We start from the raw sequence: 16,253 nt of genomic DNA, 5'->3' as shown, positions 1-16,253 counted from the left end.
TGCAGTGGCCGACATGAAAGAGCCCGCACGCGGCGGGCTCCTGGTGGTGTGGGACGTGCGTGCGGCTTAGAACGCCGGCACCACGGCGCCCTGGTACTTCTCTTCGATAAAGGCCTTCACTTCGGCGCTGTTCAGCGCCTTGACCAGCTTCTGCAGGGCCGCGCCGTCCTTGTTGTCGGCGCGGGCGACCAGGATGTTGACGTAGGGCGAGTCGCTGCCCTCGATGGCCAGGGCGTCCTGGGTCGGGTTGAGCTTGGCTTCCAGGGCGTAGTTGGTGTTGATCAGCGCCAGGTCGACCTGGTTCAGCACGCGCGGCAGGGTGGCCGCTTCCAGCTCACGCACCTTGATGCCCTTGGGGTTCTCGGCGATGTCCTTGGGCGTGGCGAGGATGTTGCTGGCGTCCTTGAGGGTGATTACCCCGGCCTTCTGCAGCAGCAGCAGGGCGCGGCCGCCGTTGGTGGCGTCGTTGGGGATCACCACCTGGGCGCCCTCGGGCAGGGCATCGAGGCTCTTGATCTTGCTGGAGTAGGCGCCGAAGGGCTCGACGTGCACGCCGGCGACGGCGACCAGTTCGGTGCCGCGGCTCTTGTTGAACTCATCCAGGTACGGCTGGTGCTGGAAGAAGTTGGCGTCCAGGCGCTTCTCCGCCACCTGCACGTTGGGCTGCACGTAGTCGGTGAACACCTTGATCTGAAGCTCGACGCCGTCGGCGGCCAGGGCCGGTTTGACGAACTCGAGGATTTCCGCGTGGGGCACCGCGGTGGCGGCGACGCTCAGGCTTTCCGCCTGGGCGGAGAGGGCGGCGAAGGCCGCGGCGGCTACTAGCAGTTTTTTCATGATCGACTCCTTGTGGGAAAGGTGCAGGCGGCGGCGGATGGCCGCGCGGCTGCCGTTCTATTTACGGGAGAAATGCACCACCAGCTTGTCGCCGGTGCTTTGCAGTATCTGCACGAGGATCAGCAGCAGCACCACGGTGACCAGCATCACGTCCGGCTGGTAGCGCTGGTAGCCGTAGCGCACGGCGAGGTCGCCGAGGCCGCCGCCGCCGATAAGGCCGCTCATGGCGGTGTAGGACACCAGGGTGATGGCGGTGACGGTGATGGCCGCGATCAGGCCCGGCAGGGCTTCGGGCAGCAGGGCGTTGAGGATGATCTGGCGGGTGCTGGCGCCCATCGCCTGGGTCGCCTCGATGATGCCACGATCGACCTCGCGCAGGGCGGTTTCCACCAGGCGCGCGAAGAACGGCGTGGCGCCCACCACCAGCGGCGGAATGGCCCCGGCGACGCCCAGGGAGGTGCCGGTAACCAGCACGGTGAGCGGGATCATCAGGATCAGCAGGATGACGAAGGGCACCGAGCGCAGCACGTTGACCAGCAGCGAGATGACGCCGTACAGGGCCTTCTGCTCGAACATCTGCCGTGGCCCGGTGAGGAACAGCAGCACGCCCAGGGGCAGGCCGAGCAGCACGGTGAACAGCAGCGAGCCGCCGAGCATGCTCAGGGTGTCCAGGCTGGCCTGCCAGATTTCCGGCCAGTCGACGTTGGGGAACAGGGTGTCCATCAGCGCAGCACCTCCAGGTGCACGTCGGCGGCTTCGAAGCGCGCCAGCGCGGCGTTCAGGTCGCCGCCGGTGAGGGCCAGGGTCAGCTGGCCGTAGGGCGTGTCCTTGATCCGGTCGATGCGCCCGGCCAGGATGCTGTAGTCCACCCCGGTCTCCCGGGCCACGGTGCCGAGTAGCGGCGCGTAGGTGGCTTCACCCTGGAAGGTCAGGCGCAGGATGCTGCCTTCGACATGGGCGAAGTCGTCGTGCTGTTCGTGCTCGTCGACATGCTCGGACTCCAGCACGAAGCGCCGGGTGGTGAGGTGTTGCGGGTGCAGGAACACCTCGGCCACGGGACCCAGCTCGACTACCTGGCCGGCGTCCATCACCGCCACGCGGTCGCAGACCCGGCGGATCACATCCATCTCGTGGGTGATCAGCACGATGGTCAGGCCCAGTTCGCGGTTGATCTCGGCCAGCAGCTGCAGCACCGAGGCGGTGGTCTGCGGGTCGAGGGCGCTGGTGGCCTCGTCGCACAGCAGGATCTTCGGCTCGGTGGCCAGGGCGCGAGCGATGCCGACCCGCTGCTTCTGCCCGCCGGACAGCTGCGCCGGGTACTTGCCCGCGTGCTCCTGCAGGCCGACCCGGGCCAGCAGGGCGGCGACGCGCTGGTCGATCGCGCTGCGCGACAGCTCGCCGGCCAGCTTCAGCGGCAAGGCGACGTTGTCGGCCACGGTCTTGGAGGACAGCAGGTTGAAGTGCTGGAAGATCATCCCCACGCGCTGGCGGAAGCGCCGCAGGCCGTCGGCATCCAGGGCGGTGGTGTCGACGCCGTCGACCTCGATGCGCCCGCCGCTGGGTTCCTCCAGGCGGTTGATCAGGCGCAGCAGGGTGCTCTTGCCGGCGCCGGAATGGCCGATGATGCCGAACACCTCGCCGCGGGCGATGTGCAGGTCGGTCGGCTGCAGGGCCGGAATGGCGCGTCCGGCGACGTGGTACGCCTTGTGGACTGACTGGAATTCGATCACGCGGGAAACCTTTTGGGTTCGTCGAACGGGCGGGTAGGCCGGAAAGGCCGGCTAGTCTACCCGTCGCTGTTTAGGCCGCAAAAATCTTTATAGGCCTATGGATATAGCTGAATTGAATTAATGAGGTGGGCCGCCCGAAGCAGTCTAGTCAGCGCCAATGCAAACGGCCGGGCGAACCCGGCCGTGCCTGCGCAGCGATTGGCTAAGGCCGGCGGGTCGGGCTGAGCACCAGTTGCGGCGTCTGCGCCGGCTTGACCACCTGGGTCAGGCGCGGGCTGAAGGTCGGGTCGAGACGCTTGACCCGCGCGTTGAGCAGGGCGGCGACCCAGTGGAAGTCCTTGGCTTGGCGCACTTCGATGCTGACCGTGCAGCGGAAGGTCACCACGTCCTCGGCGACCTGGTCGAGCAGATCGCGCAGGCTGTCGTTGTCCTGGCGGTCGAGCATCGGCAGCGGCACCGGGGTGCTGGCGGCGTTCGGATCGATCAGCCGGGCCTGGGGCGGGCTCGGTGGGGTCGGGGTGTTCGGCAGCTGGGTCGCCTGGATGGCGGCGGCTTGCCGCTCCGCGGCCTGGCGCAGCTGGCGGGCCTGTTCCTGGCGGGCTTCCTCGGCGCGCGCCGCGGCCTGTTCGGCGGCGCTGTGGGCGCGGTCGGCGGCATCCAGTTCGGCATCCCGGGCCTGGGTGATGGCGCCATCCAGGCCGGTGGTCAGGGCCGGCGCCTGGGGCATCAGGCTGCGGGCGTGGCTCAAGGCCTTGGTGGCGCGATCCAGGTCGCCGCTCTGCAGGGCCTGCTGGCCGCGCTGCAGGTAGGCTTCGGCCAGCTGGCGCTGATACTGCTCCAGGCGGGTGTCGCCGCTGGCACGCTGCTGCAGGGCCGCGAGCTGGCCCTCGGCGGCGTCCAGTTGGCCAGCGGCCAGGCTGTGGTCGAGCTGGCGAAAGGCACTGACCAGTTCGTCGGTCGGCGGCGCGGCGACCTGCGGGGCCTGCTGGCAGGCGGCGAGCAGCAAGGACGCCGCGACCAGGGCTAGACAACGTGAGGCGAACGACTTCATTGCTGCGAGTCTCGGGTTGCGCAAAAAGTGCGCAATTCTACACCCCCTGACCGGGCGGCACCAAACCGTATCATGCGCCGCCGTCAGGCCGTGCGCCGCGGCCAGGCCAGGCTCAGCAGGAACAGGCTGGCGGCGCTGACCACGATCGAGGGGCCGGCCGGGGTGTCCTGGAACCAGGACAGGCTGAGCCCGCCACACACCGCGACGACGCCCAGCAGGCTGGCGCCCAGGGCCATCTGCTCCGGGGTGCGGGCGTGGCGCTGGGCGGCGGCCGCGGGAATGATCAGCAGCGAGGTGATCAGCAGCACGCCGACTATCTTCATGGCCACGGCGATCACCACGGCGATCAGCAGCATCAGGCTCAGGCGGATCGCGGCCACCGGCAGGCCCTCGACCCGGGCCAGCTCCTCGTGCACGGTGATCGCCAGCAGCGGGCGCCAGAGCAGCGCCAGGGCCAGCAGGACCAGGGCGCTGCCGGCGAGAATCCAGGCCAGATCGCTCGGGCCGACCGCCAGCAGGTCGCCGAACAGGTAGCTCATCAGGTCGATGCGCACCTCGCGCATAAAACTCAGCACCACCAGGCCGAGGGACAGGGTGCTGTGGGCGAGGATCCCCAGCAGGGTGTCGGAGGCCAACGGCTGGCGGGTCTGCAGGGTCACCAGCAGCACCGCCAGGAGCACGCAGCCGACGGTCACCGCCAGGGTCGGGCTGACGTCCAGCATCAGGCCCAGGGCCACGCCGAGCAGCGCGGCGTGGGACAGGGTGTCGCCGAAATAGGCCATGCGCCGCCACACCACGAAGGAGCCCAGGGGGCCGGCGACCAGGGCGAGGGCCAGGCCGGCGAGCAGGGCGTTGAGCAGAAAATCAGCCATGGTTGCAGCCATCTCCGTGGACGTGCGGCTTGAGCGGGCCCTGGATGCTCAGGCCGCCCGGCTCCTTGACCACGGCGCCATGCAGGTCGTGCTCGTGGTCGTGGTGGTGGTGGTAGACCGCCAGGCTCTTGGCGTCCTGGCCGAACAGCTCGACGAAGGCCGGGTCGAAGCTGACCTGCTCCGGGTGGCCGGAGCAGCAGACGTGACGATTGAGGCAGACCACCTGGTCGGTGGTGCTCATCACCAAATGCAGGTCGTGGGAGACCATCAGCACGCCGCAGCCGTGGCGGTCGCGCAGGCGGGTGATCAGGCGGTACAGCTCGGCCTGGCCTGCGACGTCGACGCCCTGCACCGGCTCGTCGAGCACCAGCAGCTCGGGTTTGCGCAGCAGCGCGCGGGCCAGCAGCACACGCTGCAGCTCACCGCCGGAGATGCCCTGCAGCGGGCTGTCGAGCACCTGGCCGGCCCCGACCTCGGCCAGCGCGGCCTGGGCGCTGGCGCGATCGACCCCCGGCACCAGGCGCAGGAAGCGCAGCACGCTGAGCGGCAGGGTGGCGTCGACGTGCAGCTTCTGCGGCATATAGCCGATACGCAGTTTGGGCTTGCGCCAGACGCTGCCCGTCTCGGGCTTGAGCAGGCCGAGCACGGCGCGCACCAGGGTGGTCTTGCCGGCGCCGTTGGGGCCGATCAGGGTGACGATCTGTCCGGGCTCGACGCTCAGCCGCACGTCATGCAGCACGGCCTGCCCGGCGAAGCGGACCCCCACGCCGTCGAGGCGGATCAGCGCATCGCTCATTCGACCTCCCGGCATCCGCTGCACAGCCCGACCACTTCCACGGTCTGGCCTTCCACGCTGAAGCCCACGTCGGCGGCGGCGCCGACGATGGCCTGGCTGATCGCCGTCTGTTCCAGCTCGATCGCCGCGTGGCACTGGCGGCAGATGAGGAACTGGCCCTGGTGGGCGTGCTCCGGCCGGTTGCAGCCGACGAAGGCGTTGAGCGAGGCGATGCGGTGCACCAGGCCGTGCTCGAGGAGGAAGTCCAGGGCGCGGTACACGGTCGGCGGCGCGGCGCGGCGACCGTCTTCCTCGCTCAGCACAGCGAGGATGTCATAGGCACCCAGCGGCTTGTGGCTTTGCCAGACCAGCTCCAGTACGCGCTTGCGCAGAGCGGTCAGGCGCAGGCCCTGGCGCGTGCAGATGCTCTCGGCCTCGGCCAGGGCCTGGCTGACGCAGCGCGAGTGGTCGTGGGGGCGTGAGGCCAGCGGAGTGAGGATCATGGGCGGCGACGCCTTGGCTGGGAGACGTTATTATATTACCTGTTTCTTCCTGCCCGGGTGTTCTTCGTGTCGCGTCTACTCTCAGCTGCCAGCCTCTTGTGTGTCCTCCTCTCGTTCAGTGCTGCGGTGCAGGCCGAGGTCCGCGTGCTGACCTCGATCAAGCCGCTGCAGCTGATCGCCGCCGCCGTCCAGGACGGTGTCGGCAAGCCCGAGGTGCTGCTGCCGCCGGGCGCCTCGCCGCATCACTACGCCCTGCGGCCTTCCGACGTGCGCCAGGTGCGCAAGGTGGAGCTGCTGTACTGGGTCGGTGCCGACCTGGAGAGCTTCCTGCCGCGGGTGCTGGAGGCGCGGGACAAGCCCAGCGTCGCGGTGCAGGACCTGTCCGGGATGCAGCTGCGGCATTTCGGTGACGAGCACGCCGCACACGATGAGCACGATGAGCACCACGGACACGAGGGGCATGGCGGGCATGACGATGCAGAGCATGCACATGGCCGGCACGAACCAGAGCATCAGGCCGAGCCGGACGAGCACGACCACGCCCACCGTCCCGGCAGCCTGGATGCGCACCTGTGGCTGCTGCCGGCCAATGCCCGGGTGATCGCCGCACGCATGGCCGCCGACCTGACTGCCGCCGACCCGGCCAACGCCGCGCGCTACCAGAGCAATCTCGCCGGCTTCGAGCAGCGCCTGGCGGCCCTCGATGAGCGTCTGCGCGCGCGCCTGAGTGGCGTGCGCGGCAAGCCCTACTTCGTCTTCCACCAGGCCTACGACTACTTCGAGGCCGCCTATGGCCTGGAGCATGCCGGGGTGTTCAGCGTCTCCGGCGAGGTGCAGCCCGGCGCCCGCCATGTGGCGGCGATGCGCGAACGGCTGAAGGCGAGCGGACCGGCCTGCGTGTTCAGCGAACCGCCGCTGCGCCCGCGCCTGGCCGAAACCCTGAGCGCCGGCCTGCCGGTGACCCTGGCCGAGCTGGACGGCATGGGCGGCAGCCTGGCGGTCGACGCAAGCGGCTACGAGCGCCTGCTGGCGCAGCTGGGCGAGACCCTCGCCGGTTGCCTCGAGCCGCTGTAGCGCCGCCTGGCGCCTGGCCTGGAACTGCTGCCGGCGGGCCGAACAACGTCGCGGCGGTCGCGCAGGGGCTAAGGTAAAGGTCAGCGACCCTGCTGTTCGCCCGCCGGCTGCCGACAGGTCGGGGCGGTCGATCCCGCACCGGGTCGCTCGGCTCGGCGACGGGAGGACCGCACATGGCCAAGCGCGGCAAGTCCCCAGCGACGACGGCCCCTGACATTCCCCTGCAGGCCGCCGCGCTGGACATCTGGGCGCAGAAGTACTGCCTGCGCGACGGGCACGGCAAGCCGCTGGACGCCAGCATCGACCACGGCTGGCAGCGCATCGCCCGCGCCGTGGCGGCGGTGGAGCAGCCCGAGCGGCGTGAGCACTGGTACCGGGAGTTCCTCTGGGCGCTGCGCCACGGCGCCATCCCGGCCGGGCGCATCGTCGCCAACGCCGGTGCCGAGGCCTACAAGCCGGCCACCTCGACCATCAACTGCACGGTATCGGCGACCCTCGAGGACTCGATGGAGGCGATCCTCGGTCGCCTGGTCGAGGCCGGGCTGACGCTCAAGGCCGGCTGCGGCATCGGCTATGAGTTCTCCACCCTGCGCCCGCGCGGCGCCCGGGTTTCCGGAGCCGGGGCGCAGACCAGCGGGCCGCTGTCGTTTATGGATATCTACGACAAGATGTGCTTCACCGTCAGCTCGGCCGGCGGCCGGCGTGGCGCGCAGATGGCCACCTTCGACATCGCCCACCCGGACGTGCAGGCGTTTATCGAGGCCAAGCGCGAGGACGGCCGCCTGCGCCAGTTCAACCTGAGCCTGCTGGTCGGCGACGACTTCATGCAGGCGGTCGAGCAGGACGCCGACTGGCCGCTGCTGTTCCCGGTGCATCCCAAGGAGCGCGCCGACCTCGACTTCGACGATCCGGCCCAGGTGCGCTGGCGCGACTGGCCGCTGCAGCAGGGCTACTGCGTTGACGACGAAGGCCGGGTGGCCTGCAAGGTCCACGGCAGCCTGCCGGCTCGCGAGCTCTGGGACCAGCTGATGGCCGCCACCTACGCCTATGCCGAGCCGGGTTTCATCCTCATCGACCGGGTCAACCAGTGGAACAACAACTGGTGGTGCGAAAATATCCGCGCCACCAACCCCTGCGGCGAACAACCGCTGCCGCCCTACGGTTCCTGCCTGCTCGGCTCGGTCAACCTGACCCGTTTCGTCCTCGACCCTTTCGGCGCCGCGGCGCGCTTCGACTGGGACGCTTTCCGCCGGGTGGTGCGCATCTTCACCCGCCTGCTGGACAACGTGGTGGAGATCAACGGCCTGCCGCTGGCCGAACAGCGCGCCGAGATCCTCGGCAAGCGCCGCCATGGCATGGGCTTTCTCGGCCTGGGCTCGACCCTGGCGCTGCTCAAGCTGCGCTACGGCGGCGCCGAGGCCTGTGCATTCACCGAGGAGGTGGCGCGGGAAATGGCCCTGACCGGCTGGCAGGTGGCGCTCGAGCTGGCCGAGGAGAAGGGCCCGGCGCCGCTGCTGGCCGAGGAGTTCGAGGTGACCGCGCAGATGCTGCGGCTGCGCCCGGAGCTGGCCCGCGATGGCCACAAGGTCGGCGACCGCCTGCCCGGGCGGGTGCTGCATGCGCGCTACTCGCGCTACATGCAGCATCTGGCCGGGCAGGCGCCGGAGCTGGTGGATGCCCTGGCCGAGCGCGGCGCGCGTTTCACCCACCACAGCTCCATCGCCCCCACCGGCACCATCAGCCTGAGCCTGGCCAACAACGCCTCCAACGGCATCGAGCCGAGCTTCGCCCAGCACTACTGGCGCAACCTGATCCGCCCCGGGCGCAAGAGCAAGGAGCGGGTCGAGGTGTTCAGCTACGAGCTGCTGGCCTACCGCAGCCTGGTCAACCCGCGGGCCATGCCCGGCTCGCAGGACCCGGCCGAGCGCTTGCCCGACTACTTCGTCAGCAGCGAGGACATCGGCCCCACCGAGCATGTGGACATACAGGCGGCGGCGCAGAAATGGGTCGACTCGTCGATCTCCAAGACCGCCAACGTGCCCACCGACTACCCCTTCGAGGCCTTCAAGGACATCTACCGTTACGCCTGGCGCCAGGGCCTCAAGGGCTGCACCACCTTCCGTTTCAATCCGGCGGCGTTCCAGGGGGTGCTGGTCAAGCAGGCGGACCTGGCGCGCACCCGCTACCGCTTCGAACTGGCGGATGGCAGCCAGGTGGAACTGCAGGGCGACGAGCAGGTGGAGTACGACGGCCAGCTGCACAGCGCCGCCAACCTGTTCGAGGCGCTGAAGGAAGGCTATTACGGCAAGTACTGAGCGGCGCTGCAGCGACCCTGGGCAGCCCGGCGGAGAAGAGCATGGTGGTGAAGATCGAACAACGCATCACGGGCTTCCAGCTGGTCGACGAGGCGCCGCCCTCGCCGGCCGCCGAGGTCGAGGCGACGCCCGCCCCGGTGCAGATGGACGAGACCCTGCAGCGCCCGGAAACCCTGTTCGGGGTGACCTACAAGATCAAGTCGCCGCTGTTCGAGCATGCCCTGTACGTCACCATCAACGACATCCTGCTCAACGCCGGCACGCCCCACGAGCAGCGCCGGCCCTTCGAGATCTTCATCAACTCCAAGGGCATGGAGCACTTCCAGTGGATTGTGGCGCTGACCCGGATCATGTCGGCGGTGTTCCGCAAGGGTGGCGACTGCACCTTCCTGGTCGAGGAACTGAAGGCGGTGTTCGACCCGCGCGGCGGCTACCTCAAGCGCGGTGGGGTTTACATGCCGTCGCTGGTGGCGGAGATCGGCGCGGTGCTGGAGCGCCACCTGACCGCCATCGGCCTGCTCGAGGGTCATGAGCTGGATGAGCAGCAACGGCGCCTGCTGGCGGAGAAGTGGGCGGTCTACCAGGCCAGCCAGGACGCCGCCTCGGTGGAACCCGGCGAAGGCTTCCCACCCGGGGCGCAGCTGTGCGGCAAGTGCCAGACCCAAGCGGTGGTGCAGCTGGAGGGCTGCGCCACCTGCCTCAATTGCGGCTATTCCCGGTGCGGCTAAGGCAGCTGCCGTAGGGTGCGCCGTGCGAGCCGGTCACACCGTAACCGGCAAGCGGTGCGCAGGGCGCACCCTACGGGCCGCTACAGGGCGAACGGCAGGGGCAGGTCGACCCGCTGGCGCTGGGCAAGGCGGCGGAGGAACTCGTTGGGGTCGTGGATCAGCACTTCCTGGCCGGCGAAGGACTCGGCGGCGATCAGCCGCGACAGCCAGAAGCGCACGCAGGCCACACGTAGCATGGCTGGCCACAGCTCGGCCTCGGCGGCGCCGAACGGCCGCAGCGCGGCATAGGCGCCGAGCAGGGCCTGGGCGCGGGGCTGATCGAGGCTGCCGTCGGGCTCCGAGCACCAGTCGTTGAGGGTGATCGCCAGGTCGTAGAGCATCGGCCCCGAGCAGGCGTTGTAGAAGTCGATCACCCCGGTCAGGTGGTTGCCGTCGAACAGCACGTTGTCGCGGAACAGGTCGGCGTGCAGGTTGGCCCGCGGCAGGGCGAGAATCCTCGCCTTGAGCGCGGCGATTTCGGCCAGGGCGTCGCGCAGCAGCGGCAGGTCGGCCTCCGGCAGCTTCAGGGCCAGGCTCGGGCCTTCGGCGAGCATCCAGTCCAGGCCGCGGTCGCTCTTGCGCTCGAGAATGCGCCCGCGGGTGGCCAGGTGCAGGTGGGCCAGCAGGCTGCCGACCTCCGCGCAGTGATGCGCATTGGGCTGGGTGATGTGCTTGCCGGGCAGGCGCGGCTGCAGCAGCGCCGGCTTTTCCGCCAGCTCGCGCAGCGCCTCGCCGGCCTCGGTACGCAGGGCGTAGGGCACCGGCAGGTCGGCCTCGTGGAGCACGTCGAGCAGTTCGATGAAGAACGGCAGGTCGCCGCTCGGGCCGCGCTCTATCAGGGTCAGGACGAATTCGCCCTGCTCCAGGCTGACGAAGAAATTGCTGTTCTCGCTACCGGCGGCGATGCCCTGGAAGTCGCGCAGGCGACCGAGCCCGTAGGGCGCGAGAAAGGCTTCCAGTTCATGGCGTTCGAGGGGGGTGAAAACCGACATATCAGGATCGCTTTACCATTTGAAGATTTCCCACGCCGGAATCAGCATGTCCGGATGGTCGGAGCGCACGAAGTTGCCATCGCTGCCATCGGCACGCACCAGGAAGTAGGGTTTGCCGCCTTTCGGCGTGACCTTGATTGCATAGAGGAAGCCATTGACCCGGTATTCCTCGATGGTCTTGTCGCCCTCCTGGCGAATGGTCACGTCCGGATCGCCGGACACCGGGTCCTCGGCGTGGACCGCGACGGAACCAAGCGCCAGCACGCAGGCCAGCATCAGGCGATTGAGTGTGTGCATGATAACCTTGTCCTTTTGTCGTCATTGGTGCAGTCATTCTAGCGCTGCCCCCGCCGAAAAGGTTGATCCTGCTCATGAGCCAAGCCCCTCTCGTCCTGGTCGACGGGTCCTCGTACCTGTACCGCGCCTTCCACGCCCTGCCGCCGCTGACCACCTCCAAGGGCCTGCCCACCGGCGCGGTCAAGGGCGTGCTGAACATGCTCAAGAGCCTGCGCAAGCAGTACCCGGACAGCCCCTTCGCGGTGGTCTTCGACGCCAAGGGCGGGACCTTCCGCGACGAACTCTATGCCGAGTACAAGGCCAACCGGCCGTCGATGCCCGATGACCTGCGGGTGCAGGTCGAGCCGCTGCACGCCAGCGTGCGCGCCCTGGGCCTGCCGCTGCTGTGCGTCGAGGGGGTGGAGGCCGATGACGTGATCGGCACTCTGGCCCGGCAGGGCGCCGCCCAGGGCCGCGACGTGGTGATTTCCACCGGCGACAAGGACATGGCGCAGCTGGTCTGCCCGCACGTTACGCTGGTCAACACCATGACCGGAAGCGTCTACGACGTGGATGGCGTGAAAGAGAAATTTGGCGTCGGTCCCGAGCTGATCATCGACTACCTGGCGCTGATGGGCGACAAGGTCGACAACATTCCCGGTGTCCCCGGGGTCGGCGAGAAGACCGCCCTGGGCCTGCTGGTCGGCCTCGGCGGCGGCCTCGACGTGCTCTACGCCAACCTCGACAAGGTCGCGGAACTGCCGATCCGCGGCGCCAAGACGCTGTCGGCCAAGCTCGCCGAGCACCGCGAGATGGCCTACCTGTCCTACGAGCTGGCGACCATCAAGCTGGACGTGCCGCTGAACATCGAGATCGACGCCCTGCACCCGGGCGAACCGGACCGGGCGGCGCTGGCCGAGCTGTACGCCGAGCTGGAGTTCAAGAGCTGGCTGGACGAGCTGCTGCGCCAGGACAAGCGCCTGGCCGAGCAGGCCGCGGCGCCGGCCGGCGACCTGTTCGCCGCGCCAACCGACGCGGCGGCAGATGAGGCCGCCGCCGTCGAGTCGGACTACCAGATCGTCCTCGAACAGGCGCAGCTCGAGGCCTGGCTGGACAAGCTCAAGGGCGCCGAACTGATTGCCTTCGACAGCGAAACCACCAGCCTCGACCCCCAGCAGGCGCAGCTGGTCGGCCTGTCCTTCGCAGTCAGTGCCCACGAGGCGGCCTATATCCCCCTGGCCCACTCCTACATGGGCGTGCCCAAGCAGCTGGATCGCGACGCGGTGCTCAGTGCGCTCAAGCCGATCCTCGAGGACCCGACCAAGGCCAAGGTGGGCCAGCACGCCAAGTACGACATCAATGTCCTGGCCAACGCCTCCACGCCGATCCATGTGCAAGGCGTGGCCTTCGACACCATGCTCGAATCCTATGTGCTGGACGCCACCGCGACCCGTCACGACATGGACAGCCTGTCCCTCAAGTACCTCGGCCACAGCACCGTGCGTTTCGAGGACATCGCCGGCAAGGGCGCCAAGCAGCTGACCTTCGACCAGATCGCCCTGGAGCAGGCCGGGCCCTACGCGGCGGAAGACGCCGACATCACCCTGCGCCTGCACCAGTGCCTGTGGGCCAAACTCGAGGCCGAGCCGTCCCTGGCCAAGGTGCTGCGCGAGATCGAGATGCCGCTGGTGCCCGTGCTGGCGCGTATCGAGCGCCAGGGCGCGCTGGTCGACGCCAAGCTGCTCGGCCAGCAGAGCCAGGAGCTCGGCGACAAGCTGGTGGAGCTGGAGCGCCAGGCCTTCGCCATCGCCGGCGAGGAGTTCAACCTGGCCTCGCCCAAGCAGCTGGGGGTGATCCTCTACGACAAGCTCGGCCTGCCGATTCTCAGCAAGACCGCCAAGGGCCAGCCGTCCACCGCCGAGGCGGTGCTCGCCGAGCTGGCCGAGCAGGACTTCGAGCTGCCCAAGGTGCTGATGCAGTACCGCTCCTTGAGCAAGCTCAAGAGCACCTACACCGACCGCCTGCCGGAGCAGATCAACCCGCGTACCGGGCGCATCCACACCAGCTACCACCAGGCGGTGGCGGCTACCGGGCGGCTGTCCTCCAGCGACCCGAACCTGCAGAACATCCCGATCCGCACCGCCGAGGGCCGGCGCATCCGCCAGGCCTTCGTCGCGCCCAAGGGCTACAAGCTGCTGGCCGCCGACTATTCGCAGATCGAGCTGCGCATCATGGCCCACCTGGCCAAGGACGCCGGCCTGCTGGACGCCTTCCGCCATGACCTCGACGTGCACCGCGCCACCGCCGCCGAGGTGTTCGGCGTGGCCCTGGACGAGGTGAGCACGGACCAGCGGCGCAGCGCCAAGGCGATCAACTTCGGCCTGATCTACGGCATGAGCGCCTTCGGCCTGGCCAAGCAGATCGGCGTCGACCGCAAGCAGTCCCAGGCCTATATCGACCGCTATTTCGCCCGCTATCCGGGGGTGCTGGCCTACATGGAGCGCACCCGCGAGCAGGCGGCCCAGCAAGGCTTCGTCGAGACCCTGTTCGGTCGCCGCCTGTACCTGCCGGAGATCAACGCGAAGAACCCGGCCCTGCGCAAGGGCGCAGAACGCACGGCGATCAACGCGCCGATGCAGGGCACCGCCGCGGACATCATGAAGCGCGCCATGGTCGCCGTGGACGCCTGGCTGAGCGAGTCCGCGCTGGACGCCAAGGTCATCCTGCAGGTGCACGACGAACTGGTGCTGGAGGTGCGCGAGGACCTGGTCGAGCAGGTCGGCGAGCGGATCAAGGCGCTGATGGGCGGCGCCGCGGAGCTGGACGTGCCGCTGCTGGTCGAGGTCGGGGTGGGCGACAACTGGGACGAGGCGCACTGAGCCCCGGGCTGGTGGAGCCGGCGCCCGGGGCACAGGGCGCGGGCTCTTTAGAATCAGAATCTCTCAACTATTGGGGTTTTTATTACCAATAGATTTTAAAAAGCGCCTGAACTTTGCGTTTGCGCGGGCAGTCAGAGTCTAGGAATGGCCGACAGGCCCTTCGATGCTCCTGATGTTGTGTTAAGTGTTGGCAGACATCTGAACCCCGCCCTAGCGGTTCAGAGCCTTAAACCCCGAACTTCTCCCTCCCCATACGAAGCTCGGGGTTTTTTTTGTCCGCAAGAAAGTCTCCGCGCCCCTCCGGCTGCCTGCTCAGTCCTCGGCCGCGGCCGTCTGGCCCAGCTCCAGCCAGTTGGCCAGCACCGCCTGGGCCTCTTCCACGCCCTGGCGCTTGGGCGCCGAGAACAGCTGGATGCTGACCCGCTCGCCCCAGCCCTTGCGAATCTCCTGCTGGACCTTGAGCAGGGCGTTCTTGGCCGCGCCGAAGGCCAGCTTGTCGGCCTTGGTCAGGAGGATGTGCATGGGCATCTGGCTGGCGCCCGACCAGTCCAGCATCATCTGGTCGAACTCGGTCAGGGGGTGACGGATATCCATCATCAGCATCAGGCCGCGCAGGCTCTCGCGGCTGCCCAGGTAGGCCTCCAGGTGTTTCTGCCAGTGCTGCTTCAGCGGGATCGGCACCTTGGCGTAGCCGTAGCCGGGCAGGTCGACCAGGCGGCGCTCGTCGTCGAGGCGGAAGAAGTTCAGCAGCTGGGTACGCCCCGGGGTCTTCGAGGTGCGCGCCAGGCTGGCATGGGTCAGGGTATTCAGGGCGCTGGATTTGCCGGCGTTGGAACGGCCGGCGAAGGCCACTTCATAGCCGAGGTCGTCCGGGCACTGGTCGACCTTGGCGGCGCTGATGAGAAAGCTGGCCTGTTGGCACAGACCGATAATGGGGTTCTTGGCTTGCATCGGGGCATCCGTTGAGGGCGGGCGTGGGAGGTGGGACAGCGCGTGGCCCTTGCGACATTTGCGCGCAGCCTGCCGGGCGCAGCGGCGCGCGGCAAGTGGCGTCGTTTCCGTTTCAGTGGCGCCAGTATATAATGCCGGCGATTTTGTGTGCGCTTTGTCCCAACTGCTGGATAGGTGTTCACGGGAACGCGATAGATCATCTGCCCGTAGAAAGCAGGCCGTTCCCCTCCCCGATGAGGCTGATCTCATGAAAAAAATAGTGCTAGCCGCCGTTGTGTCGATGCTGTCGCTCCAGGTCCAGGCCGCTCAGGACCCGGAGGCCGTGTACGCTCGCGCCTGTGCGGCCTGTCATAACGGTCAACTGCCGATGGCGCCGAAACGGGGTGACAAGGCTGCCTGGGAGCCGCGTCTGGCCAAGGGCATGGACGTACTGGTACAGAACGTCACCAATGGTCTGAATGCGATGCCGCCCCGCGGTTTGTGCATGGACTGCACCGCAGAGGACTACCAGGCGGTCATCGAATTGATGGCCGAGTAGGTCCGACGCAAAACTCTTTCTCTCTTAGCCGTAGTTGGATTAGCTGATGAACAAAGTACTCGTGAGTCTGCTGTTGACCCTGGGCATCACCGGCCTGGCCCAAGCCGCTGGCGGTGACGCTACCGCCGGTCAGGGCAAGGTCGCCGTGTGTGGTGCCTGCCATGGCGCCGATGGCAACAGCGCTGCACCGAACTTCCCGAAACTGGCCGGTCAGGGCGAGCGCTACCTGCTCAAGCAACTGAACGACATCAAGTCCGGCAATCGTGGCGTGGTGGAAATGACCGGCCTGCTGGACAACCTCAGCGAGCAGGATCTGGCCGACATCGCGGCCTACTACGCCAGCCAGAAGATGAGCGTCGGCGCGGCGGACCCGAAGCTGGTGGCTCGGGGCGAAGCCCTGTTCCGCGGCGGCAAGCTGGACCAGGGCATGCCGGCCTGCACCGGCTGCCATTCGCCGGACGGCGCCGGCCTCGACGCGGCCGGCTTCCCCCAGCTGGGCGGCCAGCACGCGGCTTACGTGGCCAAGCAGTTGACCGACTTCCGCGAGGGCAACCGCACCAATGACGGCGACAGCCAGATCATGCGCGGCATCGCGGCCAAGCTCAGCAACAAGGACATTGAAGCGCTGTCCAGCTACGTGCAAGGCCTGCACTGATGCGGAAACAGCCTGCAATGCTGTGACAGGGAAAGGGT

General features: G+C 68.1%; 16 protein-coding genes. 6 read left to right on the top strand and 10 right to left on the bottom strand.

Going from position 1 to position 16,253, the window contains the following annotated elements:
- Positions 1 to 66: 66 nt before the first annotated feature.
- The 7 genes from LPB260_RS19830 to zur form a co-directional block, all read right to left on the bottom strand.
- The gene (locus tag LPB260_RS19830) at positions 67 to 837 is read right to left on the bottom strand and encodes a MetQ/NlpA family ABC transporter substrate-binding protein (RefSeq protein ID WP_208707559.1); all 771 of its coding nucleotides are present in this window, start codon (positions 835 to 837) and stop codon (positions 67 to 69) included.
- 57 nt (positions 838 to 894) lie between these two features.
- Entirely contained in the window at positions 895 to 1,560 is a 666-nt protein-coding gene (locus LPB260_RS19825) for a methionine ABC transporter permease (RefSeq protein ID WP_208707556.1), read from the bottom strand.
- Complete coding sequence (locus LPB260_RS19820; protein ID WP_208707553.1) at positions 1,560 to 2,567, bottom strand: methionine ABC transporter ATP-binding protein; 1,008 nt, start codon at positions 2,565 to 2,567, stop codon at positions 1,560 to 1,562. Before LPB260_RS19820 ends, LPB260_RS19825 begins: the two co-directional genes overlap by 1 nt.
- 202 nt (positions 2,568 to 2,769) lie before the next feature.
- Positions 2,770 to 3,618, bottom strand: a complete 849-nt coding sequence (locus LPB260_RS19815; protein WP_208707550.1) for a PA5502 family lipoprotein — start codon at positions 3,616 to 3,618, stop codon at positions 2,770 to 2,772.
- A gap of 83 nt (positions 3,619 to 3,701) precedes the next feature.
- Positions 3,702 to 4,490, bottom strand: coding sequence for a zinc ABC transporter permease subunit ZnuB (znuB, locus tag LPB260_RS19810; RefSeq protein WP_208707547.1), 789 nt, complete (start codon positions 4,488 to 4,490; stop codon positions 3,702 to 3,704).
- Positions 4,483 to 5,286, bottom strand: a complete 804-nt coding sequence (znuC, locus tag LPB260_RS19805; RefSeq protein WP_208707544.1) for a zinc ABC transporter ATP-binding protein ZnuC — start codon at positions 5,284 to 5,286, stop codon at positions 4,483 to 4,485. The genes znuB and znuC overlap by 8 nt, the downstream gene beginning before the upstream one ends.
- Positions 5,283 to 5,768, bottom strand: coding sequence for a Fur family transcriptional regulator (gene zur, locus LPB260_RS19800; RefSeq protein ID WP_208707541.1), 486 nt, complete (start codon positions 5,766 to 5,768; stop codon positions 5,283 to 5,285). The genes znuC and zur overlap by 4 nt, the downstream gene beginning before the upstream one ends.
- Before the next feature lie 66 nt (positions 5,769 to 5,834).
- On the opposite strand from zur, the gene znuA reads away from it, so the two are divergent.
- The 3 genes from znuA (at position 5,835) to LPB260_RS19785 (ending at position 9,885) form a co-directional block, all read left to right on the top strand.
- Positions 5,835 to 6,842, top strand: coding sequence for a zinc ABC transporter substrate-binding protein ZnuA (gene znuA / locus LPB260_RS19795; RefSeq protein ID WP_208707538.1), 1,008 nt, complete (start codon positions 5,835 to 5,837; stop codon positions 6,840 to 6,842).
- Between the two features lie 173 nt (positions 6,843 to 7,015).
- Positions 7,016 to 9,157: an adenosylcobalamin-dependent ribonucleoside-diphosphate reductase gene (locus LPB260_RS19790; protein WP_208707537.1), complete on the top strand. Its 2,142-nt coding sequence runs from the start codon at positions 7,016 to 7,018 to the stop codon at positions 9,155 to 9,157.
- A gap of 41 nt (positions 9,158 to 9,198) precedes the next feature.
- Entirely contained in the window at positions 9,199 to 9,885 is a 687-nt protein-coding gene (locus LPB260_RS19785) for an NrdJb (protein WP_208707534.1), read from the top strand.
- Positions 9,886 to 9,965: 80 nt separating this feature from the next.
- On the opposite strand, the gene LPB260_RS19780 is transcribed toward LPB260_RS19785, so the two are convergent.
- A complete protein-coding gene (locus LPB260_RS19780) occupies positions 9,966 to 10,916 on the bottom strand; it encodes a homoserine kinase (protein ID WP_208707532.1) in 951 nt (316 codons plus the stop codon).
- A 12-nt stretch (positions 10,917 to 10,928) separates the two neighbouring features.
- Positions 10,929 to 11,213: a DUF2782 domain-containing protein gene (locus LPB260_RS19775; protein WP_208707529.1), complete on the bottom strand. Its 285-nt coding sequence runs from the start codon at positions 11,211 to 11,213 to the stop codon at positions 10,929 to 10,931.
- 74 nt (positions 11,214 to 11,287) lie between these two features.
- Between LPB260_RS19775 and polA the strand changes: the two genes are divergently transcribed.
- Complete coding sequence (gene polA / locus LPB260_RS19770; protein ID WP_208707527.1) at positions 11,288 to 14,071, top strand: DNA polymerase I; 2,784 nt, start codon at positions 11,288 to 11,290, stop codon at positions 14,069 to 14,071.
- A gap of 312 nt (positions 14,072 to 14,383) precedes the next feature.
- On the opposite strand, the gene yihA is transcribed toward polA, so the two are convergent.
- Entirely contained in the window at positions 14,384 to 15,022 is a 639-nt protein-coding gene (yihA, locus tag LPB260_RS19765) for a ribosome biogenesis GTP-binding protein YihA/YsxC (RefSeq protein WP_208707524.1), read from the bottom strand.
- 247 nt (positions 15,023 to 15,269) lie between these two features.
- Between yihA and LPB260_RS19760 the strand changes: the two genes are divergently transcribed.
- A complete protein-coding gene (locus LPB260_RS19760) occupies positions 15,270 to 15,560 on the top strand; it encodes a cytochrome c5 family protein (protein WP_208707522.1) in 291 nt (96 codons plus the stop codon).
- A 46-nt stretch (positions 15,561 to 15,606) separates the two neighbouring features.
- Complete coding sequence (locus tag LPB260_RS19755) at positions 15,607 to 16,215, top strand: cytochrome c (RefSeq protein WP_208707519.1); 609 nt, start codon at positions 15,607 to 15,609, stop codon at positions 16,213 to 16,215.
- The last annotated feature ends 38 nt before the right edge of the window (positions 16,216 to 16,253 follow it).

Source organism: Pseudomonas sp. LPB0260, assembly GCF_013388395.1.
This window is presented reverse-complemented; position numbering and strand designations above follow the sequence as displayed.